Below are 25,992 nucleotides of genomic sequence, written 5' to 3' on the forward strand. Positions count from 1 at the left end.
AATGAAACAGTCTCTCAGGCGTTCAACCGCAGCGCTGCTGGCCTCATCGCTATTACTCACCATTGGCCGCGGCGCTACGCTGCCGTTTATGACCATCTATTTAACCCGCGTCTTCAACATGAGCGTGGAAAATATTGGTTATGCCCTGACGGTGGCCCTGACGATTGGCGTGGTCTTCAGCTTAGGGTTTGGCATTCTGGCCGACAAATTCGATAAAAACCGCTATATGCTGATCGCCATTACAGCAGTGGCGTTGGGCTTTCTGGCGATCCCGCTGGTAGATAATGCAGTCATGGTGGTGCTGGCATTCTCGCTGATCAACTGCGCCTATTCGGTCTTTTCCACGGTGCTGAAAGCCTGGTTTTCCGATGTGCTGAGCCCGGCAGAAAAGGCGCGCGTTTTCTCGCTAAACTACAGTTTTCTGAACATTGGCTGGACCATTGGACCGCCGCTGAGCACGCTGCTGGTGATGTACAGCCTGCAACTGCCGTTCTGGGTTGCCGCCTTCTGCGCTGCGCTGCCGCTGGTTTTAGTTCAGCGCTATGTGCAAAAAAGCGTGGCGGCCGACGGTGAAAACGCCCCGGTGCCGTGGCAGCCGTCAGTGCTGCTTCGTGACCGGGCGCTGTTCTGGTATACCCTCTCCGGGCTGCTGGCCTCCTATGTGGGCGGCTCATTCGCCAGCTGTATCTCTCAGTACGTGCTGGCGGCCGATTACGACAGCGATTTTGCCCAAAAGGTGGTGGCCGTGGTGCTGCCGGTGAATGCCGCGCTGGTGGTCTCCCTGCAATACATCATTGGTCGCAAACTGTCGGCACGTAATATTCGCCCGCTGATGACCCTGGGTACCCTATTTTTCGTCCTGGGTCTGGCTGGGTTTATGCTCTCCGGCGAGAATCTGGTCTACTGGGGGATTGCCGCGGCGGTGTTTACCATCGGCGAAATTATATATGCGCCAGGTGAATATATGTTGATCGATAATATCGCCCCGCCGGGCATGAAAGCGAGCTACTTCTCCGCCCAGGCCCTTGGCTGGCTGGGTGCGGCGTTTAACCCGATGATCACCGGCCTAATTTTGACCCATCTCCCGCACTGGTCGCTGTTTGTGATAATGATGATCGCCATCGTGCTGGCGTGGATGATGATTTTACGCGGGATGCGGGTGAAGGCGTGGGTTGAATTACCTCGTGTAGCTTGAGAGCAGCGCCCGGCGACGCGGCGCTTGCCGGGCCAGTCTGAATAACACTGGAGCTTAATGTTCACATTTTACGCGAATACACGATGGTTCCAGCTATCTTCGTAGAGAATATTTCCATCGATGTACTTCCACAGAATCTTTTCATACCGTAATTCAATATCTTCAAGGTGCGTGCTTGTCATACCACTGGGATGCAAATTCGGCGTAATGGCACAAATTTTGACGTTTTCCATGACAATATTGAAATACTCTACCTCAATACCAGCGTCGTTGGTTTGATACATCTTAAGCGTTGCTGTTTTTAATGTACGGCCTTTGCAAAGTGCCCGAAACAGCAATGGCGTCGTTCTATCAAACTCTTTCTGGACTTTTACAGGAGTATGAAGTCTGGTCCCACTTAGTTTACCCGTATTTGGATCCGAGGGTAACCAAACATGATGACTAACAGACCGCAGTTCAATAGAACCAAGTCGGGCAGGCATAAGACAAGGACCAACTATGGGTGAACCGTTGTCATCCGTAAGCCATAAATGTGCGGGGTTAGACATATTTTATATCCTCTCTATCACTTTTTAAATTTAAACCAGAGAAAAACGTGAAAACCAATAAGAAATAAAATGAATAATCCTGTTAACTCGATGGCAACATCAGGAAAGTGAGAGACAGCGAACATAGCAAATACAACAATTGATAAACAACATCCCCATCCCCATAGAAACAGGATAAACTCTTCTTTCAACCATTTTTTTAAGAACCGCATAATTTACCTCATTAGCCTGACGATTAAATCAACAAGCTCATCATCTGATATAATCATGGGGTTTAGATAGGGGCTACGGGTAATTAATGGCTCGATAATGAAATACATCATCTCAAGTTTACGCGTATAGAGCGCTTGATAATAAAATGCATTAAAAATCTTAAGATTATCAGCACAAAGCGCTGCTTCATGAACTAAACCATAAACGCTGAGCGAAACTGCTGTAGCTTTTACGCTTCCTTTTAGAATCAGCGATCTGGCTTGACTTAGTCGCCCGTGTACTATGGCATGAAAACTGTAGCTTTGGCAGATCGCAGTTGCTACAGAAATAGTGAGCAGCCGGTTCGTCGTGCCTGTTGTTGATAGATAAACACCAGCTTTAACAAGTTTGCGAAGGATATGTTGAATACGCCCTTCTGTTTTATTTTTAAAATGAATTTCTATATACAGTCTAATCATTTCAAAAATAACATCTCGATCTTTATATAACTGAATAAGACCAGAGATAAACCTTACATCCTCATGCTTAAGTTTCGCACATACATCCTGATAATTCTCTAAAAAGCAAGATATATAATACGATGCACGGGTTACACCACCTTCCATTTGCTTAAGAGTGGAGGTGACGTTATCCTTGACGCCTGCTACCGCCTTATCAAACTTAAGAGCAAGGATTTTATCAGCTTGCACAGAAGTAATGATTGCATCATTGAAATACATACCCCTCCCATCAGTAATTTTTTATTAGCATTACAGGATGAGATATAAGCACACATAACTTGAAGAAAGTATTAATGAATTCCGAAATATTCGTAGGCCGGGTAAGGCGCAGCCGCCACCCGGCACACATCTCGCACCGAAATTAATGGTGCAACATCTCCTCAACGACCTGCTCTTTATACATTTCGTTTGGATAGTAGGTTGGCCAGTTGTCCATCTCTTTTAATAACGCCTCGTGGGAGGTGTTGCCCATAAAGATATGGAAATGGCTGGACTGGCGCGGGCCGATAATATGGTCGCTGAACTGGACAAATTTCGGCGCCTGGCTGCTGGCGTCCTTACATTCAAACAGGTAGCGCACCCCTTTCTTACCGGAAGCGTAGGTCAGGATCTTGTAGCCGCTAGAGACATATTCGCAGCTGGCGACCTTTTTCCCGCGATGAAATTCCATCACATTATTTTCGATGCCGATGCTCTCTACGTCGGTGGCGTAACCGGTGCGGTAGTAGGCTTTTACCTGATCAAAAGTTTTACTCTTGTCTTTCTCCGCCTTCTTTTTGAATACCGGGTCGAGATCGCCGCTCAGCAGAAACGGGTAGACCGACTGCCAGACGCCATCCCAGTTTGAGAGCGGGCGATCCTTTACATCTTTATCGTCAAACACGCCGTTAGCCGCTTTTTGTTCCGCCTCGGTCATCTGATGTCCGTGGGAATGGGCATACAGCTGGCCGCTGACCAGCAGCGCCCCCAGAGTTATTGCAAACTTACCAATATGTCCTGCCAAGATAATATCCTCACTCCGTTTAAGTGAGTGAGGATGTTATAGTATAACATTGCGCAAAACAACCCTGTTAAATTGCGACCAGACCGCGGACACCCTCCTGCTCCATATTCTCCCCGCGCCCGCGCTGGATAATGCTTCCCCGGGACATGAGCAGATAACTGTCAGCCAGCTCGGCGGCAAAATCATAGAACTGTTCCACCAGCAGGATCGCCATATCTCCCCGGCTGGCGAGCTGGCGGATCACCTGGCCGATCTCCTTGATAACTGACGGCTGAATCCCCTCTGTCGGCTCATCCAGAATCAGCAGCTGCGGACGGCTGGCCAGCGCCCGGCCAATTGCCAGCTGTTGCTGCTGTCCGCCTGAAAGATCCCCGCCCCGACGCTGCTTCATCTCCTGTAATACCGGAAACAGCCGCCAGATCTCGTCGGGCACCTGCTTCGCCTCGCGAGCCGGAAAGCGCGATAAGCCGAGCAGCAGGTTCTCCTCCACCGTCAGGCGGGGAAAAATGTCCCGCCCCTGCGGCACATAGGCGACGCCCGCCTGCACCCGCTGGTGCGGTTTTGCCTGGGTGAGATTTTTTCCCTGCCAGAGGATCTCCCCGTTGCGCGCCGGGATCAGCCCCATCAGACACTTCAGCAGCGTAGTTTTACCTACACCGTTGCGCCCGAGCAGGCAGGTGACTTCGCCGGGCAGCGCCTCAAAGCTGACCCCGCGCAGGATATGGCTCCCGCCGTAATACTGATTGAGTTCATTAACCTTAAGCATCCGCGCTCCTTAGCGTCCAAGATAGACTTCAATCACCTGTTCGTTGGCCTGCACGTCGCGCAGCGACCCCTCCGCCAGCACCCGGCCCTGATGGAGCACCGTCACGTGATCGGCAATGGTTTCAACAAAACCCATGTCATGCTCCACCACCATCAGGGAGTGTTTACCCGCCAGGGTGCGGAACAGCTCGGCGGTATACTCGGTTTCGGCGTCGGTCATCCCCGCGGCCGGCTCATCGAGCAGCAGGAGATGCGGCTCCTGCACCAGCAGCATGCCGATCTCCAGAAACTGCTTCTGGCCGTGGGACAGCAGCCCCGCCCGGCGATGCCGCTCCCCGCCGAGGCGCAGCAGGCTCAGCATCTCGTTGATCCGGTCCCCCTGCTCGCTGCTCAGCCGGGCGCGCAGGCTGGCCCACACCGACTTATCCCCTTTCATCGCCAGCTCAAGGTTTTCCCATACCGTCAGGGCCTCAAACACTGTTGGCTTCTGGAATTTGCGCCCGATGCCCTGGCGGGCAATGGCTATCGGGTCGAGGGTGGTGAGATCCGTTGTCTGATCGTAAATCGCCCGCCCGCTCTGGGGCCGCGTTTTACCGGTGATAACATCCATCAGGGTGGTTTTCCCGGCGCCGTTGGGACCAATCACGCAGCGCAGCTCCCCCACGCCAATATTAAGCGACAGATCGGTAAGTGCTTTAAACCCGTCAAAGCTGACGTTGATTCCCTCCAGCTGCAACACCGGGTCGGTTTGATCGCGGTAACGATCTCCGGGAAGCTGGCGGGTAAATAACGCTTCGGCTGGCTGCATTATTTATCTCCTTTGCGTAACAGGCCCGTGACCCCGCGCGGTAAAAACAGCGTGACGGCAATAAAGATCAGCCCCAGAAACAGCTGCCAGTACTCCGGCATCACCACGGTAAAGAGGCTTTTTGCGCCGTTGACCAATGCCGCGCCAATTACCGGGCCGATCAGGGTTCCGCGTCCGCCGAGGGCCACCCAGATCGCCGCTTCGATGGAGTTGGTAGGCGACATCTCGCCGGGGTTGATAATGCCCACCTGCGGAACGTAGAGCGCCCCGGCCAGTCCGCACAGCACGGCGGACAGGGTCCAGACCAGCAGTTTGAAACCGCGGGGATCGTAGCCGCAGAAGGTGAGCCGGTTTTCCGCATCCCGCACCGCCGTCAGAATGCGACCAAACTTGCTTTTCGCCAGCGCATAGCCCACCGCCAGCGAGGCGGCCAGCAGTAGCACGGTGGCAATAAACAATCCGATACGCGTGGTGGTGGCGGTCACGGAAAAGCCCAGCAGCGTGGTAAATCCGGTAAACCCGTTGTTGCCGCCAAAGCCCGTTTCATTGCGGAAGAACAGCAACATTCCGGCGAAGGTCAGCGCCTGGGTCATGATCGAAAAGTAGACCCCCTTAATCTTCGAGCGGAAGGCAAACCAGCCGAACAGCAGCGCCAGCAGGCCCGGAACCAGCACAATCAGCACCAGCGCCCAGGCGAAATGTTGGGTGCCCCACCAGTACCAGGGCAATTCGCTCCAGGAGAGGAACGACATAAACGCCGGTAATCCGTCGCCTGCGGCCTGACGCATCAGGTACATTCCCATGGCGTAGCCGCCGAGGGCAAAAAAGAGACCGTGGCCGAGCGAGAGCATCCCGGCGTAGCCCCACACCAGATCAAGGGCCACGGCGACAACGGCGTAACAGAGAATTTTGCCTACCAGGGTCAGCATCCAGGTCGAAACGGCCAGCGGATGGCTGGCGGGCAGCAGCGCCAGAAACGGCAGCACCAGCAGTGCCGCCAGAATCACGGCGCCGAGTATCGGTACGCTGCGCGGCGCCTTGCGCGCCAGCGTTAAGGTCAGTGGCTGGCTCATCAGTCAATTACCCTCCCTTTCAGTGCAAATAACCCCTGCGGGCGCTTCTGAATAAACAGAACGATCGCCACCAGAATCACGATTTTGCCGAGCACGGCACCCATCTGCGGCTCAAGGATCTTGTTGAAAATCCCCAATCCAAAGGCGGCCGCCACGCTGCCAGCCAGTTGACCCACACCGCCGAGTACCACCACGAGGAAGGAGTCAATAATGTAGCCCTGACCCAGCTCCGGCCCGACGTTCCCCAGTTGCGACAGCGCCACGCCGCCGAGCCCGGCAATCCCGGAGCCGAGCCCAAAAGCCAGCATATCGACGCGCCCGGTGGGCACTCCGCAGCAGGCGGCCATGCTGCGGTTCTGCGTTACCGCCCGCACGTTCAGCCCCAGACGGGTTTTGTTGAGGATGAGCCAGGTGAAAAACAGCACCAGCAGTACAAAGCCCAGCACCACCAGTCGGTTCCACGGCAGGATCAGGCCGGCATAGACCTGCACGCCGCCGGAGAGCCATGCCGGGTTCGCCACTTCGAGGTTCTGGGCCCCGAAGAGCATGCGCACCAGCTGGATCAGCATCAGGCTGATACCCCAGGTGGCGAGCAGCGTCTCCAGCGGACGGCCATACAGATGACGGATCACCGTGCGCTCAAGGGCCATACCTACCGTCGCCGTCAGCATGAACGCCACCGGCAGCGCCACCAGCGGATAAAAGGTAAGCCACTGTGGGGTAAACTGCGCCATCGCCTGCTGCACCAGCCAGGTGGCGTAAGCCCCGAGCATCAGCATCTCCCCGTGCGCCATATTGATCACCCCCAGCAAGCCATAGGTGATCGCCAGCCCGAGCGCGGCCAGCAGCAGAATGGAGCCCAGCGACAGCCCCATAAACGCCTGCCCCAGCAGGTCGCTTATCGTCTGACGATGCTGGATCTGGCGCAGGCTTTCCGCCGCGGCCTCGCGTACTTCACCATCCGGCTCCGTCTGGGCGTGGGTATAGGGCAGCAGGCGGGCCTGCACTTCCGGATCGCTCGATTCTCCCAGCAGCGTCACCGCCTGCTTGCGCACCGCGGCCTGCGGGCTGGTCAGTTGCAGACTGGCGACGGCGAGGCTCAGCACCTCCCGCACCCCATCGTCCTTTTCACTTGCCAGCTGGCGTTGTAAAAACGGCAGCATCTGCGGCTGGGGATCGCGCTGAAGCTGGCGCGCCGCCGCCAGCCTTTCGGTGACACTGTCACCTGTCAGCTGATGGGTAGCGAGCGCGGTGGCGGCCAGCACCCTCAGGCGGTTAGTCAGACGCACCGCTTTAGGTGAGCCCTGCGCCTGAGCCGCATCACCGAGGGCGATTAACCCGCCCGCCTGGCGGGTAAAAGCGTGTTTGTTGTCGTCGACAACGACATTCTCTTGCTTGAGAGCCCGCAGCAGCGGCAGCCTGGCCGGATCCGGCGCGGCGGCCCACTGCTCCAGCAGAACGGCCTGCTGGCTGCGGCTGGCGGCAACAAAGTTATCGGCGTCCGTTGCCTGCGCCATCCCTGGCAGCAGTCCGGCAAGCCATACGAGAGCGAAGATCGTGCGCATGACGTTCATGGCTTTACCTCTCTGATCCGGATTCAGTTGCTGGCGGTTTTAATCGGCGTATCGGGTTTTTTGTCGTTTCCGGCGATGAACGGGCTCCACGGCTGGGCGCGTACCGGCGCTTCGGTCTGCCACACCACGTTAAACTGGCCATTGCCTTCGATTTCACCGATCATCACCGGCTTATGCAGATGGTGGTTGGTGGCATCCATGGTCAGGGTGAAGCCCGACGGGGCTTTAAAGGACTGGCCCGCCATCGCCGCACGCACTTTATCCACGTCGGTGGTGCCCGCTTTTTCTACCGCCTGGGCCCACATGTGGATGCCTACGTAGGTGGCTTCCATCGGATCGTTGGTCACGACCGTATCGGCGTTTGGCAGCTTCTGCGTTTTGGCCCAGTTTTTGTACGCCGCAACGAAGGTCTGGTTGGCCGGGTTATCCACCGATTCGAAGTAGTTCCACGCCGCCAGGTTGCCCACCAGCGGTTTGGTGTCGATGCCGCGCAGCTCCTCTTCCCCCACCGAGAAGGCGACAACCGGTACCTCGGTAGCTTTTACGCCCTGGTTCGCCAGCTCTTTGTAGAACGGCACGTTGGAGTCGCCGTTGATGGTGGAGACCACCGCGGTTTTGCCAGCGGCGGAGAATTTCTTGATGCTGGCGACGATGGTCTGGTAATCGCTGTGGCCGAACGGGGTGTAGACCTCTTCGATATCTTTATCCTGGACCCCTTTAGAGTGCAGGAAGGCGCGCAGAATTTTGTTGGTGGTGCGCGGGTAGACGTAGTCGGTGCCGAGCAGGAAGAAGCGCTTCGCCGCCCCGCCGTCTTCGCTCATCAGGTACTCCACCGCCGGGATAGCCTGTTGGTTAGGCGCTGCCCCGGTGTAGAAGACGTTCGGCGACATCTCTTCCCCTTCGTACTGCACCGGGTAGAACAGCAGACCGTTCAGCTCCTCAAATACCGGCAGGACCGATTTACGCGACACCGAGGTCCAGCAGCCAAACACCGCCGCCACTTTATCCTGGCTTAACAGCTGGCGAGCCTTCTCGGCAAACAGCGGCCAGTTGGAGGCGGGGTCCACCACCACCGGCTCCAGTTTTTTACCCAGCACGCCGCCTTTGGCGTTGATTTCGTCGATGGTCATCAGCGCCACGTCCTTAAGCGGCGTTTCGGAAATCGCCATCGTTCCGGAGAGGGAGTGCATGATGCCAATTTTAATGGTGTCGGCGGCCTGCACGCTGAAACTCATCCCCATGGCCACCACAGAGGCCGACAAAGCAAAAGCTTTTAACAAGGTACGACGATGCATAATTTTCACTCCTGAAAAGAAACGCTGTGCGAAATCGTCCGTTACGGCGTGGACGCAGAAAAAGCATTCAGGATGAGACAGAGCAAAAAGGATGCCAGATCGAATAGAGAACAGAATCAGTGGGCTGGAGAGGATTTTTGAAGCAGGCGCGGATCAGAATGGCACAGCGTTGCACTTTATTAATGCAACGCTGTGAGAAGCGGTTACCAGACTTCGCTGGCGATTTGCGTGACCAGACGCACCTTGTCCCACTGCTGCGCTTCGGTCAGGGCGTTCCCCTCTTCGGTGGAGGCAAAGCCGCACTGCGGGCTGAGGCAGATCTGATCTTTCGCGACATACTTCGCCGCCTCTTCCAGACGCGCTTTCACCCCTTCCGGGTTCTCCAGCTCGCCGCTTTTGGTGGTGATCAGACCCAGCACCACCTGCTGCTTGCCCGGACGGATAAAGCGTAACGGGGCAAAGTCGCCGCTGCGATCGTTGTCATATTCGAGGAAGAAAGCATCGACGTTGACGGTACCAAACAGAATCTCGGCCACCGGCTCGTAGCCCCCTTCTGAAATCCAGGTCGAGCGGAAGTTGCCGCGGCAGACGTGCAGCCCGATGGTCAGATCGTCCGGCTTGCCCTCCAGCGCCTTGTTCAGCACACGGGCATAGGTACGCGCCAGCTGGTCCGGGTCATCGCCCCGCTCACGGATCTGACGGCGCTGATCGTCCGAGCAGAGGTAGGCCCAGACGGTGTCGTCCAGCTGTAGATTACGGCAACCCGCGTCGTAGAAGGCGTGGATAGCATCGCGCCAGGTCTGCGCCAGATCGTCGAAGTAGACCTCCAGATCCGGGTAGACCGTAGCGTCGATGACCTTACGCCCACCGCGGAAATGCAGCACGCTCGGGCTTGGGATGGTCATCTTCGGCTGGGCATTACCGCTGATGCTTTGCAGATAGCGGAAGTCGTCGAGCATCGGATGGCTGCCGAAGCCCAGTTTGCCGGTGACGCGCACGCCGTGGGCTTTGGTCTGCACGCCGTTAAACTGAATGCCTTGCTCAGATTCGTAGCGCTCCACCCCCTGCAGGCCGTCGAAGAAATCAAAGTGCCACCAGGCGCGACGAAACTCGCCGTCGGTCACCACCTGCAGGCCGCAGGCGCACTGCTGTTCAACCACGTGGCGAATCGCCTCGTCTTCTACCGCACGCAGCTGCTGCGCGTTAATCTCACCGCTGGCGAACTGGATCCGCGCCTGCTTGATGGCGTCGGGACGTAAGAAGCTGCCTACCACATCGGCACGGTACGGGGCGTGTTGTCGCTGCATGATTTTCTCCTTTAACTGCCGCCAGGTAGTTGCCGACAGTGATAATTCATCTCTTGAAGTTTTAGCCTTCTGGACGGCTAAATGTCTAAAAAAGATGTCACAGCGCCGGACTGACGGCAAACGAGAAAAATTCACTGGTATTGAAAAAAATTCATGTTGCGGCTGAAAAGCAAAAAAAACCGCCAGAGACTGGCGGTAAATGCTTGCATGGATAGATTTGTATTTTGCTATCTACGGACCCGGTATTCCATACCAGGCTGCGGATCGTAAATAAGCTAGCATGGGGAAGATAAATAAAGACTAAACAACGTTGCGCTATAGCTGCGGGCTGTTTGCTCTTTTAAATTGCCAGGCGCGGGATAAAAGCCAGAGAAGGGTGCAGGCAACCACCGGCACCAGCCAGTCGAGCAGGCTGGCGACGTTCCAGACCTGCCAGTCAAACCCGCCCCACCACGGCATATTGGCGCGCTTGCCGTGACCAAACAGGGCAATCCAGCGGTATTCAGCCTGAGTCTGTTCCCGGGCGACAAACCACAGCGAACCCAACGCCCCGCCCGTGCCCCACCGATTCCATTTCAGACCGCACAGACACTGGACAATAAGTGCCGCTAATGCGTGCATAAAAGGGGAAAAATCCATTACGTCTCCAGCCACTCCCGTTGTGCATTGTTTTCCAGTTTAATCTTTTACCTTTAGACAACATAGCTGTGCACGCTTTACATAAAAAACCGCCCGAAGGCGGTTATTAAATTTTTATAGCGGTCTCCTGGTGATATCAGGGTCATCCTCGACCAGCGGGTCATTCACATCAGGTGTGTCAGGAATATCATCATCAGGAAGCGGTTCATCATCAGGAAGAGGATCAACGTAATCTGGACGATCGGTCATAAAACCTCCGTCAAACTTGGTTATGAGAGTCTACTTAGACTTACCCGGTTTCTGTTTGGACTGGTCATCTTTCGGGTTCTTTTGAGACTGCTTAGATTGATCTCTGTTTGAACCTTGCTCATTGGATTTCATTTTGAACTCCTGTTGGCATATGCGGCAAATCGCCACCTTTAAAATATAAGGCATGCTTATGGTTATATCGAGCGAGGCGGGAGGATAAACAGAAGGTTCAACTGAGCTGGCAGATGCATCTTTCAGGTGAAAAAGCCGGGCACTGCGCCCGGTTCTGTTTTCAGCCTGAAAAAGCGCTTACGCACTCAACCCGCGATTCCCCACCACTGTTCAATCTGCGGATCGTGCCCCCGCCACTGGCGATAAAGTTCAGCTAAATCAGTACGATTCCTGCGGGACAAAGTCGCCCTACGGAATCACAAGCATATTGCTTACCTTCAGACGTTGTCCGGGTGCTGCGTTGCGCTATGCGCTTATAGTCCCAGGTATGGGGATTTCAGATGCGAAAAAGCCCCGGCTAAATGCCGGGGATTAAAGGGGTTGGCCTGACCTCGCGGATAATTCCAACTTACCGCCGTCCATTGGCGACGAGGCCAGTGGCGCGGGATGTTATAGATAACAGTTAATTGGAAATTAGCTCTTAGTGCTCATATTGGTGGTGGTAATGGATCACTGATTACTTTTGCCTCACCGTTGTCGCAAATATCATCGCCCTGGGTCAGATTCCAGATACGAGTAATGATTTGGCCCATTTCCAGACCTTCGGTTTCACCATGGGTATAATAGTCGCCAGCGGGTCAATATCGTGGGCTATCGCGAATCATAACGACGACTGGGTGTAAGTGGACAAAAAAACCGGGCATCGCGCCCGGTTCTGTTTTCAGCCTTAAAAAGCCCTTACGAACTCAACCCGCGATTAACCAGCATCGGTTCAATCTTCGGATCGTGCCCGCGCCACGCGCGATAAAGTTCAGCTAAATCAGTGCTGTTCCCACGGGATAAAATCGCCTCGCGGAATTTATCCCCATTTTCACGGGTCAGACCGCCCTCTTCCACGAACCACTGATAGCCGTCGTCGGCCAGCATTTGCGTCCAGAGATAGGCGTAATAGCCGGCCGCGTAGCCACCACCGAAGATATGGGCGAAGTAGCTGCTGCGATAGCGCGGCGGCACGGCAGGGAGATCCAGCTGTTCGCGCTCCAGCGCCGCGGCTTCGAACGCCTCCACATCTGCTGGCGCTTCGCTGGCGGTTATTCCGTGCCAGTTCATGTCCAGCAGCGCGGCGCTGAGCAGCTCGGTCATGTCATAGCCTTTATTAAACTGGGTGGCGCTGACTATTTTCTCCCGCAGGTCGTCGGGCATCGGCTCCCCGGTTTCGTAATGGCGGGCATAGTGGGCAAAGACCTCGGGGTGGCTGGCCCAGTGTTCGTTTATTTGCGACGGGAACTCTACGAAATCCCGCGGCGTATTAGTGCCAGAGAGCGTGGCGTAACGCTGGCTGGCAAACAAACCGTGCAGGGTGTGGCCAAATTCGTGGAACAGGGTGATCACATCATCCCACGAGATTAGCGCTGGCTGGCCTTCAGCTGGTTTTTGATAGTTGCAGACGTTGTAGATTACCGGCCGCGACCCGGCTTCATGGGATTGCTCGATAAAGTTACCCATCCACGCCCCGCCGCCTTTCGAGTCGCGGGCGAAGAAGTCACCGTAAAAGAGCGCCATCCCTTCTCCGTGGTGATCGAAGATCTCCCAGACTCTCACGTCAGGGTGGTAGACAGGGATATCCCTGCGCTCGGCAAACGTAATGCCGAAAAGGCGGGTCGCCGCCCAGAAGACGCCGTCTGTCAGCACCGTATTGAGGGCAAAATAGGGTTTGACCTGCGACTCGTCCAGGGCGTACTTCGCCAGGCGCACACGTTCGGCATAGAAGGCCCAGTCCCAGGCCTGAACCTGAAAATGGCCCTGCTCTTCATCAATCACTTTCTGAATGTCGGCCTGCTCCTGCAGGGCGCGACCGCGCGCGGCAGGAACGATACCCCGCATAAACTGCAGCGCGGCGCCGGGGGTTTTCGCCATCTGATCGGCAATTTTCCAGCTGGCGTAGCTACCATAGCCCAGCAGTTCAGCCTGACGCGCCCGGAGCGCCACCAGTCGTGCGACCACCCTGCGGGTATCGTTGGCATCATTTTTTTGCGTGCGCAGCCAGCCCGCTTTGAAGAGGTTTTCTCTGGTCTGACGATCGCGTAGCTGTTGCAGAGCCGGCTGTTGCGTGGTGTTCAGCAGCGGAATGAGCCAGCGATCGCTGAGTCCCTTCTCCGCTGCGGCCTCGGCAGCCGCGGCCTGTTCCGCCGGGCTCAGGCCATCCAGTTGATGCTGATAATCCACCACCAGCCCACCCGCCTTGTCTGCCGCCAGCAGACGCTGGTTAAACTGGCTGGTCAGGCTGGCTGATTCGGTATTGAGCGTTTTAAGCTCCTGCTTTTGCGCCTCCTCCAGCCGGGCCCCGGCCAGAATAAAGCGCTGATGAAGCACCTCAATCAGCCGCAGGGACTCGGCATCCGGCGCCATCGCCTGGCGGTCATTATAGATGGCATCCACCCGGGCAAAGAGCGCGTCATTCAGCCAGATATCGTTAGAGAGCGCCGCCAGTTCGGTTGAGATCGCCTCTTCCAGTTGCTGCAGATAATCATTGGTGTGCGCCGAAGTCATGGCAAAGAAGACGCTGCTTACCCGGCTCAGCAGCTCGCCGCTTTTCTCCAGCGCCAGTACGGTATTGGCAAAATCGGGGGCGTCTGCGGAACCGGCAATCGCCGCGATCTCCCTGCGCTTCTGACGAATGGCTTCGTCAAAGACCGGACGATAGTGTTCCTCGCGGATCAGATCAAAATGTGGCGCCTGGTACGGCAGCAGGCTGCTTGTGAAAAACGGATTAGTGCCAGACATAACAGACTCCTGAATAAGGTGAATTTCACCAGAGTAGGCCAGCCCGGCATGGGCTGCAATCTCTGTGGCCTTGAGGGCACGAAAAGTAACCTTACTCTGCGTCAGATCACATGCTATGGTAGTACTACACAAAAAGCGTTGAGGAACAGTGACATGATTATTTTAGTTACCGGGGCGACAGCAGGATTTGGTGAAAGCATTACGCGTCGCTTCGTCGCAAACGGCCATAAAGTGATTGCCACAGGCCGCCGTCAGGAGCGTCTGCAGGAGCTGAAAGAGGAGCTTGGCGACAGCATTCTGACCGCCCAGCTTGACGTGCGTAACCGTGCATCTATTGAAGAGATGATTGCCAATCTGCCGGCACAATGGCGTGACATCGACGTACTGGTCAACAACGCCGGGCTGGCGCTGGGTCTTGAGCCTGCGCACAAAGCCAGTGTGGAAGACTGGGAAACGATGATCGACACCAACAACAAAGGCCTGATCTATATGACACGCGCCGTGCTGCCTGGCATGGTGGAGCGCAACCGTGGTCACGTGATCAACATCGGCTCGACCGCCGGTAGCTGGCCTTATGCGGGCGGCAACGTCTATGGCGCGACCAAAGCCTTTGTACGTCAGTTCAGCCTGAACCTGCGCACCGATCTGCACGGCACCGCTATCCGCGTGACGGATATCGAGCCGGGTCTGGTCGGCGGAACGGAGTTCTCCAACGTTCGCTTTAAAGGCGATGATGACAAAGCCGGTAAAACCTACGAAAACACCACCGCCCTCACCCCGGATGATGTCACTGAAGCCGTCTGGTGGGTGGCGACGTTGCCGAAGCACGTCAACATCAACACCGTTGAAATGATGCCGGTGACGCAGAGCTTTGCTGGCCTGAGCGTTCATCGCGGATGATCTTTCCCCGCCCGGCTTGCGGGCCGGGTCTGGGATACCGGGTAAAAGAATGGTAGTATTTCCGGGTTAACCCTCTGAGAAATCACATCGAATGGCCGCTGAATCGCAACTTAATCCGACACAACCCGTAAATCAGCAAATTTATCGTATTTTGCGCAGCGATATTGTGCATTGCCTGATCCCGCCGGGCACCCCTTTATCAGAAAAAGAGGTGTCGGTACGCTTTGATGTCTCCCGTCAGCCGGTTCGCGAAGCCTTTATCAAGCTGGCGGAAAATGGCCTGATTCAGATCCGCCCCCAGCGCGGCAGTTACGTTAACAAGATCTCCCTCAGTCAGGTACAGAACGGCTGTTTTGTCCGCCAGGCCATCGAGTGCGCCGTGGTCCGTCGTGCGGCAACCCTGGTCGACGATCATCAGTGCTATCAGCTGGAGCAGAATCTGCATCAGCAGCGTATCGCCATTGAACGTAAACAGCTGAATGACTTCTTCCTGCTCGACGACGAATTTCATCAGAAGCTGGCGCAAATTGCTGGCTGTCAGCTGGCGTGGGATACCATCGAGAACATCAAGGCGACCATGGACCGGGTGCGTTACATGAGCCTTAATCACGTATCACCGCCAGAGATGCTGCTGCGCCAGCATCTGGATATTTTCCATGCCCTGGAAAAGCGTGACGCCGATGCGGTAGAAAAAGCGATGACCCTGCATCTGCAGGAAATTGGCGAGTCAGTGCAGTTAATTCGTCAGGAAAATAGTGACTGGTTTAGCGAAGAGTAACGAAAATGAATGCCGCCATAGCGGCGGCATTCGGCATAATAATTAGCCCGCGATATAGTGGGCCACAGCGGCTTTCGCCCCCTTCTCCAGCAACATTTGATACGCCCCGGTTACCGCCTCGACAAAAGTCGCATCCTGCGGCAGTTCATTACCAAAGATCGCCTCAATACCCATCAGCGCCTTCACGCGGGATACCCCTTCAGCACTGCCGTTTACCGCCGCCTGGATCACCGGCAACAGCGGATCGCACACCTCGATGGCTTCGCCGCGCTCATCCACGCCGCCGACATAGCGCATCCAGCCGGCAATACCCAGCGCCAGTAGCGGGAATGGTTTCTGGTGCACACGGTGCCAGCGCACTGAATCAAGCATACGCTGCGGCAGCTTCTGGCTGCCATCCATCGCGATCTGCCAGGTCCGGTGGCGCAGCGCCGGGTTACTGTAACGGTCGATCAGCAGATCGGCATAACGCTCCAGGTCTACACCGGTCACTTTCAGCGTCGGCGCCTGCTCGTTTAACATCAGCGCACGGGCGGCGCGCTTGTAGTTCGCATCCTCCATGCAGTCGTTGATGTGTTGATAGCCCGCCAGATAGCCCAGATACGCCAGGAAGGAGTGGCTGCCGTTCAGCATGCGCAGCTTCATCTCTTCAAACGGAATAACATCCGCCACCAGTTCGGCCCCGGCTTTTTCCCACGCCGGACGACCCGCAACAAAGTTGTCTTCAATCACCCACTGGCGGAACGGCTCGCAGGCCACACCTGCCGGATCGCGCACACCGGTAATCTCTTCAATTTTATTCAGCGTGTCGGCAGTCACGGCGGGCACGATACGGTCGACCATGGTTGACGGGAAGGTGACGTTGGCTTCGATCCACTCCGCCAGCTCAGCGCTGACCGCGCGGGCATAGGCGCAGGTAACGTTGCGCATGACGTGGCCGTTCTCCGGCATATTGTCGCAGGACATCACGGTGAAAGCGGGCAGCCCGGCGTTTTTACGTCGCGCCAGCGCTTCCACCACCACGCCTACAGCCGAAACAGGCTGATGAGGACTCTGCAGATCGGCTGCGATCAATGGATGATCCAGCATCAGCTGCCCGGTCGCCGGGGCGTGACAGTACCCTTTTTCAGTAATGGTTAACGAGACGATCGCCACCTGCGGTTCACAGAGGGCGGACAGCACCGCTTCAAGACCATCCACCTGGGCATGCAGCGCCTTTTTGACCACGCCCACCACTCGCGCTGTCCACGCATCAGCGGACATTTCAGCAACGGTGAAGAGATTATCCTGCGCCTTAAGATCGGCTATCTGCTGCTCGCCGCCAATCAGATTGACCTCGCAATAGCCCCAGTCACTGCCATGTTCGGCAGCGAGGATATCGGTATAAACCGCCTGATGCGCGCGGTGGAAGGCGCCAAAGCCCAGATGCACGATGCGCGTTTGCAGAGTATCCCGGTTGTAGTGAGGAAGCGTAGCTTGCGCCTGTAATAACGGATTTTTCATGATAGTACTCGTTAATGTATTTAAGCGATAAATCCGGGCCGGCTTGACTCCGTGACCCGGCTTACTAACCCAACTAGAATGGTAGATGGCATAAAAAAAATCTCTGCCGTTAACCATACTGATTGTTGATATAGCGATATTGATTTACGTTAACTTTTCGCCATCTGGTGTGACATCAATTAAAAGTTGTGTGACAGCATTTGAAAAAAAAACGTAATGCTATGAACCATTGATGCGAAGGAGACAGCGGGATAGTCATTAACGCAGGCTTTGACAGGGTTAAAAAAGACTCCCCTGCGTATAACAGAGGAGTCGTCAGCAACTACGAGATGGCGCGGTGTTTACCGTTGATCTTTAGCGCAGCAGCTTTATCGTCCGCAGCATCGTCCAGCGCGCTCAGCTCGCGATCGCAGACTTCAGGCATCAGCAGGGCCGAGATCAGGCTGATGAAGGAGTAAACCATCACCATCACCACGATTGGCCACCAGGAGCCGGTCATGTTGCAGAAGATCCCCGCCAGTACCGGACCAAAACCAACTGCAATCAGACCACCCGCCTCTTTGGAAATCGCCATCCGGGTGAAGCGGTTACGGGAACCAAACATCTCGGCCATGGTGATGTTCTCCAGAGCAAAGAGCCCCAGCACCGCGAAGTTATGGATCACGATAATCGAGGTCATGATCACGCCAGGGGTGTACGATTTGTCGACAATAATCGACAGCATCGGGTAGGCCAGAATAATGGCGGAAATGCTCAGCAAAATATAAGGCAGACGACGACCAAATTTATCTGACAACCAGCCCAACAGCGGGATAGTAATAAAGCCGAGAATAGAGCTTATCATCAGGGCGTCGGTCGGGATGGCCTTATCAAACAAGAGCGTCTGGACCAGATACCCGGCGAGGAACGTCTGGATCAGGCCAGAGTTACCCGCCTGGCCGAAACGCAGACCGGTCGCCAGCCAGAATGATTTGCTTTTCAGCATCCCACCCAGGGTATTTTCTTCAACCGCAGCCTGCACAGACGCCTCGTCGGTATTAACCTGCTCAAATACCGGGCTTTCCTTGAGGTTCAAACGCAGCCAGATGGCAAAGATCATCACCACCACGCTGGCAAGGAAAGGCACACGCCATCCCCAGGCCAGCAGCTGTTCACGGTCGAGGGCAAAGAACATGACTGCCCAGATCGCCGTGGCGCTCAGGGTCCCGCAGTTAGTCCCCATCGCCACCAGAGAAGAGATGATGCCGCGTTTCCCTTTCGGCGCATATTCCGCCAGCATCGTGCCCGCACCGGAGATCTCCGCCCCTGCGCCCAGCCCCTGGATAATACGCAGCGTCACCAGCAGCACCGGCGCGAAAATACCAATTTGCGCATAGGTCGGCAGCGCACCAATCAGCGTGGTACAGATCCCCATCATGGTGATGGTGATAAACAGCACCTTCTTGCGTCCCACGCGGTCGCCCATTTTGCCGAAAACAAAAGCGCCAATGATACGGGCAATATAGCCTGCCCCATAGGTACCCATCGCCAGAATCAGCGCCATTGCCGCGGACTGTTCAGGGAAGAAGATTTCGTGAAAGACTAAGGCCGCGCCCAGCGAATAAAGCTGGAAGTCCATAAACTCTAACGCGGTACCCAGCCATCCGGAGACGGCGGCTCTTATCAGGTCAGATGTGGATCTTTCATGTTGTACTTGAGTCATATTGGCAATCTCAAAAGGGTAAGATGCGTACCGCTAAACCGCATTCAGTATTATTATTCAGAGAACGTCAGTAATACCTTGCAGCACTGCCGCTGGTCTTTCTCAAACAGTTCAATGGCGTCTTTAACGTGGTGATACGCAAAGCGATGCGTAATGAGTTTGTCAGGGTCGATAAGCCCTTTCTCCAGCCAGTCGATGACCACCGGGAATTTATTGGCGTTCAGACGTGACGAGAATATAGAAAGCTCTTTACCGGTGATCCCCTGCTGCGCAACCTGGCTCGGCTCGCTGGAGAAGCCCATAAGCACAATGCGCGCGCCCGGCGAAGCCAGATTGACCGCTTCCTGCAAAATAGAAGGGTGGCAGGCCGCATCAATAATCAGCGTGGGTTTAATGCCCTTCTCTTCCAGCACCGCCTGCAGAGACTGGTTGCCGTTGTTAATCACCCAGTCCGCCCCGCTACGCTGGGCCATCGCCAGACGCTCGTCGATGCGATCGACCACAATGACCTGTTTCACCTTGTAGACGCCCTTCAGCGCCTGGACGGTGACCAGCCCCATCGGTCCGGCGCCGTAAATGAGCGCCACATCCTGCCCGGTCGGGCTGACATGGCCGGTGACGTTGGCCGCGATAGTGAATGGCTCAACCATCACCGCATGTTCATCGCTGATGGCATCCGGAATGACCCAGGCATTTTTAGCGGGTACCACGGCGTATTCACTGAAGCCGCCGTCGCGATGCACACCCAGCACCACCAGCGAAGTGCAGACGTTCGGTTTGCCTACCGAGCATGGGTAGCAGTGGCCGCAGCTGATCACCGGATCAACCGAGACGCGCTGGCCCAGGCGTGCGGTGTCGACGCCCTCGCCGACAGCATCGATGACGCCGAAGAACTCATGGCCGATCACCCGGGGATATTTGGCGAACGGATTGTGGCCGCGATAGATATGGCTGTCGGAACCGCAGATCCCGGCCAGCTTCACTTTGACGCGTACTTCGCCTGCCGCAGGGGCGGGTAACGGACGCTCTTCGAGAGCCAGAGAATTCGGTTGTTGAATAACGATACTTTTCATTTTTTGCTCCTTTACCAGTTCCACAGCGTGCCATCTTCAAGACGTGCAACGGGCAGATAAGCGGGATCGTAGGGATATTTCGCTGCCCGTTTTTCATCAAACTCAATGCCCAGGCCCGGCTTATCGCCCGGATGCATATAGCCGTCTTCAAAGGTCCAGTTGGTGTTAAAAACCTCCAGCATCTGCTCGGAATAGCCCATGTACTCTTGTACGCCAAAGTTGGGTACCCACAGGTCGAAGTGCAGCGCCGCCGCGTGGCAAATCGGCGACAGATCGGAAGGACCGTGAGAGCCGGTGCGTACCTGATAGAGCGAGGCAAAATCGGCGATCCGACGCATTCCGGTAATACCGCCCGCATGGGTGATGGTGGTGCGGATATAGTCGATCAGCTGCTCTTCGATCAGCTGCTTGCAGTCCCAGATGCTGTTGAACACTTCGCCCACCGCAATCGGAGTGACGGTGTGCTGACGAATCAGACGGAAGCACTCCTGGTTCTCTGCCGGGGTTGGGTCTTCCATCCAGAACATGCGGTACTGCTCAATGCTCTTACCGAAACGCGCGGCTTCGATCGGCGTCAGGCGGTGGTGCATGTCGTGCAGCAGATGTTCATTAAAACCATATTTGTTGCGCACGGCGTCAAACAGTTTTGGCGTAAAATCGAGGTACTTTTCTGTTGACCAGAGCTGCTCTTCCGGCCAGTTGCCTTTGGTGGCGGGTTCATACGCCAGCCCCTTCCCTTTTGACATGCCGTAGGTGGTTTTCATTCCCGGCACGCCGCACTGTACGCGGATGGCCTTGAATCCCATCTCTTTATGGCGGGCGTAATCTTCCAGTACATCATCAATGGTGTGACCGGTGGTATGGCAATAGACCATCACCCCTTCACGGGAGGCGCCGCCCAGCAGCTGATACAGCGGCATATTGGCGGCTTTGGCTTTGATGTCCCACAGCGCCATGTCGATGGCTGAAATCGCCGACATGGTGACCGGACCGCGACGCCAGTACGCGCCTTTATAGAAGAACTGCCAGATATCTTCGATACGATGGGCATCCCGGCCAATCAGCTGCGGACAGAGATGATCTTTCAGATATGACGCGACAGAAAGCTCGCGGCCATTGAGGGTAGCGTCACCCAGGCCGACAATCCCCTCGTCGGTGGTAATTTTCAGCGTGACAAAGTTACGCCCTGGACAGGTGACAAATACTTCAGCCCCTACAATCTTCATTTTCCGGTTCCTTACATCTTTTACTGTGATGCCGGAAATCTACGCAATTACCCTACTACCATACAAGTATAAAGATCAAAAAACCTTCGCTGGATCACATATTGGGCGCTCATGCGCGCCCCCAACCTGCCACGATAATGAGCATGCCGCACAGCGCCACCAGCGCCCCAACCCAGTCGTAGAGGCTTAGTTTTACGCCATCGACCACCCGCAACCACAACAGCGCTGTGCAGACATAGACGCCGCCATAAGCGGCATAGACGCGCCCGCTTGCTGCGGGATGCAGGGTGAGTAACCAGACAAACAGCACCAAGGCAGCGCCCGCGGGAATCAACAGCAGCACCGAGGCGCCTTTCTTCAGCCAGAGCCACGGCAGAAAACAGCCGAGAATTTCGCAGAGCGCGGTGGCAAAAAAGAGCAAAGTTGTTTTAAACATATTTAACGTTGTCTGATGTGTGATGAGGTATCATACCCGAATGTGAAAGGAACCCTTCCACACGCCTGATGTGGGTATGCCCTCAAAATGGACTGATGTAAAAACTCCGGTGGAGTCGTCGAACGTCCACCGTCTACAAGGAAATCGCTATGCGTAAAATGAGCACACGCCTCTGCCTGGCTGCCCTGCTGGCTGCTGTTTTCATCGCGCCAGTATCCGCCAACACCAGCAAACTGATTATTGAATCCGGCGACAGCGCCCAGAGCCGTCAAAATGCCGCCATGGATAAAGAGCAGTGGAACGATACCCGCAGCCTGCGCCATAAGGTGAACAGCCGCGTGGAAAAAGAGTGGGATAAAGAGGATGTCGCTTTTGACGCCCGGGATAAATGCCAGCAGAGCGCCAATGTGAACGCCTACTGGGAGCCCAACACCCTGCGCTGCCTTGACCGCCGCACTGGCCGTGCCCTGGCCCCCTGATTCTGCCTGAAAGCACCGCGCAGCCTCCTGCGCGGTGCTTAATAGTACTCAATCGTGTTTTTGATGGTGTACTTGCGCGAGACTGCCGGCTTCACGCTCTCATCGGTGACCACCAGCTCGCACGCCACCGGGTTGTCGTGGCGATCGTAATCGCAGGTCTGTTTCACCTTGCCCAGCCGCTTATCATTTAGCTGGCTCACCGAGGTGTAGTCCAGTTTCTTGCGCTTGTCCGCCGCCGGTGTGGCCGTAATGGAGAGCTGCTGCTCCCCGGAGACGGTGGTTTTACCGAGTGGATAACCCTCTGCATCATAGCGATAGTTCACTTCCATATCTTTGCCGTGGGCGCTGACGATAAAACCGTTGTCATCGGTATCCCATGAAATCCCCGATGCGGGCAGTTCCGCCAGCTGGCATTTGCCCTGTAGCCGCAGCTTTTTCTGCTGGGTTTGCGCATCCAGATAGTAGTTGGCGTCCAGCACCAGGGCGATGCCGGTGTTCGCCTCCAGATCGTGCAGCTCCAGGCTGTCGAAGCAGCCCTCCGTAGAGAGCGTGCCGCTGACGCGCTTGGCCACTTCCCCTTTATCATTGAAGAGCGTCTGGCTGAAATCTTTCACCGGCCCGCGCAGGGGATCAAAATCAAATTCGTTAGAAAAACTGGCCATCTCTGGCGTAAACGACAGCGGCGCGGCGGTGTTATCACACCCCGTCAACAGAGCCGCCAGGAGAACCATAAGCGCGTGTTTATTCACATGACCTACCAATAGCAGAAGAGGATCCCGGGCAGTGTAGCAAATACAAACGTTTACACTATCCCTGCTACTATTATAGTCACACATAGTCGTAAGGAGGCAGATATGAAACGGTTACCCTGGATTACTGCACTTTTGCTGGCGGGCATTGCCCCGGCCGCGCTGGCGGCACCCGATAACTGCGAGCGCATCAAAAGCGATATTCAGCAGCGGATCATCAATAATGGCGTGCCGGAGAGCGGTTTTATGCTGAACATTGTGCCAAACGATCAGGCCGACAAACCCGACGCCGAAGTGGTAGGCCACTGCGCCAATGACACCCTTAAAATCCTCTATACCCGCACCAGCAGCGGCAACTATCCGGTAAGCGGAGGCGGTAATCAGGCCCCTGCACCGCGCGAGCCACAGTGAATATTCCCCCCCGTTTGCGCGGGGGAATTTCGTTTGTTTTGATGTACATTAATATTACCTCCCCCTTAATGGGTAACACTCACTTTCATTAGCCCGATCGTCATCACGGCTGAAATCAGTTTTCAAACGACGAACGTAATGGAGTGAGTCATGTCAGATAGTGAGCATAGCGGCGGGATCAGCCGCCGTACCCTCGTCAAATCGACCGCCATCGGATCCCTTGCGCTTGCCGCAGGCGGCCTGTCATTACCCTTTGGTTTACGCCCCGCAGCCGCGGCAGTACAGCAGACACGCGCAGATAAAGTGGTCTGGGGCGCTTGCTCAGTCAACTGCGGCAGCCGCTGCGCGCTGCGGCTGCACGTGCGTGACGATGAAGTGTACTGGGTTGAAACGGACAACACCGGCGACGACACTTATGGCAACCATCAGGTGCGCGCCTGCCTGCGCGGACGCTCGATTCGTCGACGCATCAATCATCCCGATCGCCTGAACTATCCCATGAAACGCGTGGGCAAACGCGGTGAAGGGAAATTTGAACGCATCTCCTGGGATGACGCTCTGGATCTGCTCACCACCAGCCTGCGCGACGTGGTCGCTAAATACGGCAACGAAGCGGTCTACATTAATTACTCTTCCGGTATTGTCGGCGGCAATATCACCCGCTCCTCGCCTTACGCCTCTCTGGTGGCCCGACTGATGAACTGCTATGGCGGTTTTTTGAGCCATTATGGTACCTACAGCACGGCGCAGATCGCCTGCGCGATGCCCTACACCTACGGCAGCAACGAGGGCAACAGCACCTCGGATATCGAAAACAGCAAGCTGGTGGTGATGTTTGGCAATAACCCGGCGGAAACGCGCATGAGCGGCGGCGGTATCACCTATTACCTTGAACAGGCGCGCGAACGCTCGAATGCGCGCATGATCGTCATCGATCCTCGTTATACCGACACCGCCGCCGGGCGTGAGGATGAGTGGATCCCGATTCGTCCGGGAACCGATGCCGCGCTGGTGGCGGGCATCGCCTGGGTGCTGATTAACGAAAACCTCGTCGACCAGCCCTTCCTCGATAAATATTGCGTCGGTTACGACGAAACCACGCTGCCGGAAGGCGCGCCTGCCAACGGCCACTATAAGGCCTATATCCTTGGTGAGGGCGACGATGCCACCGCCAAAACCCCGGAGTGGGCCTCGCGCATCACCGGCATTCCCGCCGATCGTATCATTAAGCTGGCCCGGGAAATTGGCACCGCGAAACCGGCATATATCTGCCAGGGCTGGGGGCCGCAGCGCCAGGCCAACGGCGAGCTTACCTCCCGGGCCATCGCCATGCTCCCTATCCTCACCGGCAACGTCGGCATAAATGGCGGCAACAGCGGCGCGCGTGAATCCACCTACACCATCACCATTGAGCGGATGCCGCTCCCGGAGAATCCGGTCAAAACGCAAATCTCCTGCTTCAGCTGGACCGACGCCATCGCCCGCGGGCCGGAGATGACCGCCACCCGCGACGGGGTGCGCGGCAAAGATAAGCTCGACGTGCCGATCAAGTTCATCTGGAACTATGCCGGTAACACCCTCATTAACCAGCATTCGGACATCAATAAAACCCACGACATTTTGCAGGATGAAAGTAAATGCGAAATGATTGTAGTCATTGACAATTTTATGACCTCGTCGGCGAAATATGCCGATCTGCTGCTGCCGGATCTGATGACCGTCGAGCAGGAGGATATCATTCCCAACGACTATGCCGGGAACATGGGTTATCTCATCTTCCTCCAGCCGGTGACCGCGCCAAAATTCGAACGTAAGCCTATCTACTGGATCATGAGCGAGGTGGCGAAACGCCTCGGTCCGGATGTCTATCAGCGCTTTACCGAAGGCCGGACCCAGGCCGAATGGTTACAATATCTCTACGCGAAGATGGTGGCGAAAGATCCGCAGCTTCCCTCTTATGAGGAATTAAAAGCGATGGGCATCTACAAGCGTAAAGATCCGAACGGGCATTTCGTCGCCTATAAAAAATTCCGCGACGATCCGGCGGCTAATCCGCTTAAAACGCCGTCAGGCAAAATCGAGATCTACTCCAGCAGGCTGGCCGATATTGCCCGCACCTGGCAGCTGGAAAAAGATGAAATCATCAGCCCGCTGCCGGTCTACGCCTCCACCTTCGAAGGCTGGGACGATCCTGACCGCAGCCAATTTCCGTTACAGCTGTTTGGCTTCCACTTCAAAGCCCGCACCCACTCCAGCTACGGCAACGTCGATGTGCTGCAGGCCGCCTGCCGTCAGGAGGTGTGGCTCAATCCGGTGGATGCCAAAACGCGTGGGATCAAAAACGGCGACATGGTGCGGGTTTATAATGCCCGCGGTGAGTTGCGTATTCCGGCGAAAGTCACGCCGCGCATTATACCGGGCGTCAGCGCAATGGGCCAGGGTGCCTGGCACGATGCCAACATGACCGGGGATCGCATTGACCACGGCTCATGCATTAACACGCTGACCACCCATCGTCCGTCTCCTCTGGCGAAGGGCAATCCGCAGCACACCAATCTGGTGCAAATTGAAAAGGCGTAGCCAATTACTGTGTCAGCGCGGGGCAACCCGC

The 25,992-nt window shown here is 55.9% G+C and carries 25 protein-coding genes and 1 pseudogene; 6 read left to right on the top strand and 20 right to left on the bottom strand.

All coding sequences use genetic code 11. The features are described 5' to 3' along the window. Position 1 precedes the first annotated feature (1 nt). Positions 2 to 1,195, top strand: a complete 1,194-nt coding sequence (gene ydeE, locus ACOKCT_RS10650) for an efflux MFS transporter YdeE (protein WP_214421946.1) — start codon at positions 2 to 4, stop codon at positions 1,193 to 1,195. 68 nt (positions 1,196 to 1,263) lie between these two features. Here the strand turns inward: ydeE and ACOKCT_RS10655 are convergent, their stop codons facing one another. The 14 genes and pseudogenes from ACOKCT_RS10655 to dcp form a co-directional block, all read right to left on the bottom strand. Then, positions 1,264 to 1,743, bottom strand: coding sequence for an Hcp family type VI secretion system effector (locus tag ACOKCT_RS10655; RefSeq protein WP_156654453.1), 480 nt, complete (start codon positions 1,741 to 1,743; stop codon positions 1,264 to 1,266). 17 nt (positions 1,744 to 1,760) lie between these two features. Further along, on the bottom strand, positions 1,761 to 1,955 hold the full coding sequence (locus ACOKCT_RS10660; RefSeq protein WP_214422593.1) for a hypothetical protein: 195 nt from the start codon (positions 1,953 to 1,955) through the stop codon (positions 1,761 to 1,763). Positions 1,956 to 1,958: 3 nt separating this feature from the next. After that, a complete protein-coding gene (locus ACOKCT_RS10665) occupies positions 1,959 to 2,675 on the bottom strand; it encodes a hypothetical protein (RefSeq protein ID WP_420193466.1) in 717 nt (238 codons plus the stop codon). 142 nt (positions 2,676 to 2,817) lie between these two features. Continuing rightward, positions 2,818 to 3,459, bottom strand: coding sequence for a metal-binding protein ZinT (gene zinT / locus ACOKCT_RS10670; protein WP_103179548.1), 642 nt, complete (start codon positions 3,457 to 3,459; stop codon positions 2,818 to 2,820). Positions 3,460 to 3,526: 67 nt separating this feature from the next. Continuing rightward, positions 3,527 to 4,225, bottom strand: coding sequence for an urea ABC transporter ATP-binding subunit UrtE (gene urtE, locus ACOKCT_RS10675; protein ID WP_103179547.1), 699 nt, complete (start codon positions 4,223 to 4,225; stop codon positions 3,527 to 3,529). Between the two features lie 9 nt (positions 4,226 to 4,234). After that, positions 4,235 to 5,032 (bottom strand): urea ABC transporter ATP-binding protein UrtD, encoded by a 798-nt coding sequence (urtD, locus tag ACOKCT_RS10680; protein ID WP_103179546.1) that lies wholly within the window; start codon positions 5,030 to 5,032, stop codon positions 4,235 to 4,237. After that, entirely contained in the window at positions 5,032 to 6,105 is a 1,074-nt protein-coding gene (gene urtC / locus ACOKCT_RS10685; protein ID WP_103179545.1) for an urea ABC transporter permease subunit UrtC, read from the bottom strand. Before urtC ends, urtD begins: the two co-directional genes overlap by 1 nt. Further along, positions 6,105 to 7,679, bottom strand: a complete 1,575-nt coding sequence (gene urtB / locus ACOKCT_RS10690) for an urea ABC transporter permease subunit UrtB (RefSeq protein ID WP_156654449.1) — start codon at positions 7,677 to 7,679, stop codon at positions 6,105 to 6,107. Before urtB ends, urtC begins: the two co-directional genes overlap by 1 nt. A gap of 23 nt (positions 7,680 to 7,702) precedes the next feature. After that, positions 7,703 to 8,974: an urea ABC transporter substrate-binding protein gene (urtA, locus tag ACOKCT_RS10695; protein ID WP_103824459.1), complete on the bottom strand. Its 1,272-nt coding sequence runs from the start codon at positions 8,972 to 8,974 to the stop codon at positions 7,703 to 7,705. A gap of 203 nt (positions 8,975 to 9,177) precedes the next feature. Beyond that, the gene (locus ACOKCT_RS10700) at positions 9,178 to 10,281 is read right to left on the bottom strand and encodes a cobalamin-independent methionine synthase II family protein (protein ID WP_103179542.1); all 1,104 of its coding nucleotides are present in this window, start codon (positions 10,279 to 10,281) and stop codon (positions 9,178 to 9,180) included. Positions 10,282 to 10,596: 315 nt separating this feature from the next. After that, entirely contained in the window at positions 10,597 to 10,920 is a 324-nt protein-coding gene (locus ACOKCT_RS10705) for a hypothetical protein (protein ID WP_103179541.1), read from the bottom strand. A gap of 114 nt (positions 10,921 to 11,034) precedes the next feature. Beyond that, positions 11,035 to 11,169: a hypothetical protein gene (locus tag ACOKCT_RS10710; RefSeq protein WP_231736623.1), complete on the bottom strand. Its 135-nt coding sequence runs from the start codon at positions 11,167 to 11,169 to the stop codon at positions 11,035 to 11,037. 309 nt (positions 11,170 to 11,478) lie between these two features. Further along, positions 11,479 to 11,597: pseudogene (locus tag ACOKCT_RS10715) on the bottom strand (hypothetical protein); the annotation flags it as partial. A gap of 481 nt (positions 11,598 to 12,078) precedes the next feature. Continuing rightward, on the bottom strand, positions 12,079 to 14,124 hold the full coding sequence (gene dcp / locus ACOKCT_RS10720; RefSeq protein ID WP_420193467.1) for a peptidyl-dipeptidase Dcp: 2,046 nt from the start codon (positions 14,122 to 14,124) through the stop codon (positions 12,079 to 12,081). A 153-nt stretch (positions 14,125 to 14,277) separates the two neighbouring features. On the opposite strand from dcp, the gene ydfG reads away from it, so the two are divergent. Together ydfG and ACOKCT_RS10730 are read left to right on the top strand one after the other, a co-directional pair. Further along, complete coding sequence (ydfG, locus tag ACOKCT_RS10725) at positions 14,278 to 15,024, top strand: bifunctional NADP-dependent 3-hydroxy acid dehydrogenase/3-hydroxypropionate dehydrogenase YdfG (RefSeq protein WP_103179539.1); 747 nt, start codon at positions 14,278 to 14,280, stop codon at positions 15,022 to 15,024. 91 nt (positions 15,025 to 15,115) lie between these two features. Continuing rightward, positions 15,116 to 15,802 carry a GntR family transcriptional regulator gene (locus ACOKCT_RS10730; RefSeq protein WP_103179538.1) on the top strand — a complete coding sequence of 229 codons (687 nt, stop codon included), beginning with the start codon at positions 15,116 to 15,118 and terminating at the stop codon, positions 15,800 to 15,802. A 42-nt stretch (positions 15,803 to 15,844) separates the two neighbouring features. Here the strand turns inward: ACOKCT_RS10730 and ACOKCT_RS10735 are convergent, their stop codons facing one another. The 5 genes from ACOKCT_RS10735 to ACOKCT_RS10755 form a co-directional block, all read right to left on the bottom strand. Beyond that, the gene (locus tag ACOKCT_RS10735) at positions 15,845 to 17,305 is read right to left on the bottom strand and encodes a mannitol dehydrogenase family protein (RefSeq protein WP_103179537.1); all 1,461 of its coding nucleotides are present in this window, start codon (positions 17,303 to 17,305) and stop codon (positions 15,845 to 15,847) included. Positions 17,306 to 17,627: 322 nt separating this feature from the next. Then, positions 17,628 to 19,007 (bottom strand): MFS transporter, encoded by a 1,380-nt coding sequence (locus tag ACOKCT_RS10740; RefSeq protein ID WP_420193468.1) that lies wholly within the window; start codon positions 19,005 to 19,007, stop codon positions 17,628 to 17,630. Between the two features lie 53 nt (positions 19,008 to 19,060). Next, a complete protein-coding gene (locus ACOKCT_RS10745; RefSeq protein WP_420193469.1) occupies positions 19,061 to 20,080 on the bottom strand; it encodes a Zn-dependent oxidoreductase in 1,020 nt (339 codons plus the stop codon). Between the two features lie 11 nt (positions 20,081 to 20,091). Then, positions 20,092 to 21,306 (bottom strand): D-mannonate dehydratase ManD, encoded by a 1,215-nt coding sequence (gene manD / locus ACOKCT_RS10750; RefSeq protein WP_103179481.1) that lies wholly within the window; start codon positions 21,304 to 21,306, stop codon positions 20,092 to 20,094. A 109-nt stretch (positions 21,307 to 21,415) separates the two neighbouring features. After that, complete coding sequence (locus tag ACOKCT_RS10755; protein WP_103179480.1) at positions 21,416 to 21,742, bottom strand: YnfA family protein; 327 nt, start codon at positions 21,740 to 21,742, stop codon at positions 21,416 to 21,418. Between the two features lie 149 nt (positions 21,743 to 21,891). Between ACOKCT_RS10755 and ACOKCT_RS10760 the strand changes: the two genes are divergently transcribed. Beyond that, positions 21,892 to 22,221, top strand: a complete 330-nt coding sequence (locus tag ACOKCT_RS10760; RefSeq protein WP_103179479.1) for a DUF1283 family protein — start codon at positions 21,892 to 21,894, stop codon at positions 22,219 to 22,221. 38 nt (positions 22,222 to 22,259) lie between these two features. On the opposite strand, the gene ACOKCT_RS10765 is transcribed toward ACOKCT_RS10760, so the two are convergent. Then, entirely contained in the window at positions 22,260 to 22,970 is a 711-nt protein-coding gene (locus ACOKCT_RS10765) for a YnfC family lipoprotein (protein WP_180210832.1), read from the bottom strand. A 105-nt stretch (positions 22,971 to 23,075) separates the two neighbouring features. Here ACOKCT_RS10765 and ACOKCT_RS10770 point away from each other — a divergent pair, with 105 nt between their 5' ends. Continuing rightward, a complete protein-coding gene (locus ACOKCT_RS10770; protein WP_103824474.1) occupies positions 23,076 to 23,381 on the top strand; it encodes a DUF1161 domain-containing protein in 306 nt (101 codons plus the stop codon). A 150-nt stretch (positions 23,382 to 23,531) separates the two neighbouring features. Further along, complete coding sequence (gene ynfE, locus ACOKCT_RS10775; RefSeq protein WP_420193470.1) at positions 23,532 to 25,961, top strand: selenate/tellurate reductase subunit YnfE; 2,430 nt, start codon at positions 23,532 to 23,534, stop codon at positions 25,959 to 25,961. Positions 25,962 to 25,992 lie beyond the last annotated feature (31 nt).

Origin of the sequence: Leclercia sp. M-A074-M (assembly GCF_965195605.1) — a bacterium.
Lineage (GTDB): Bacteria > Pseudomonadota > Gammaproteobacteria > Enterobacterales > Enterobacteriaceae > Enterobacter.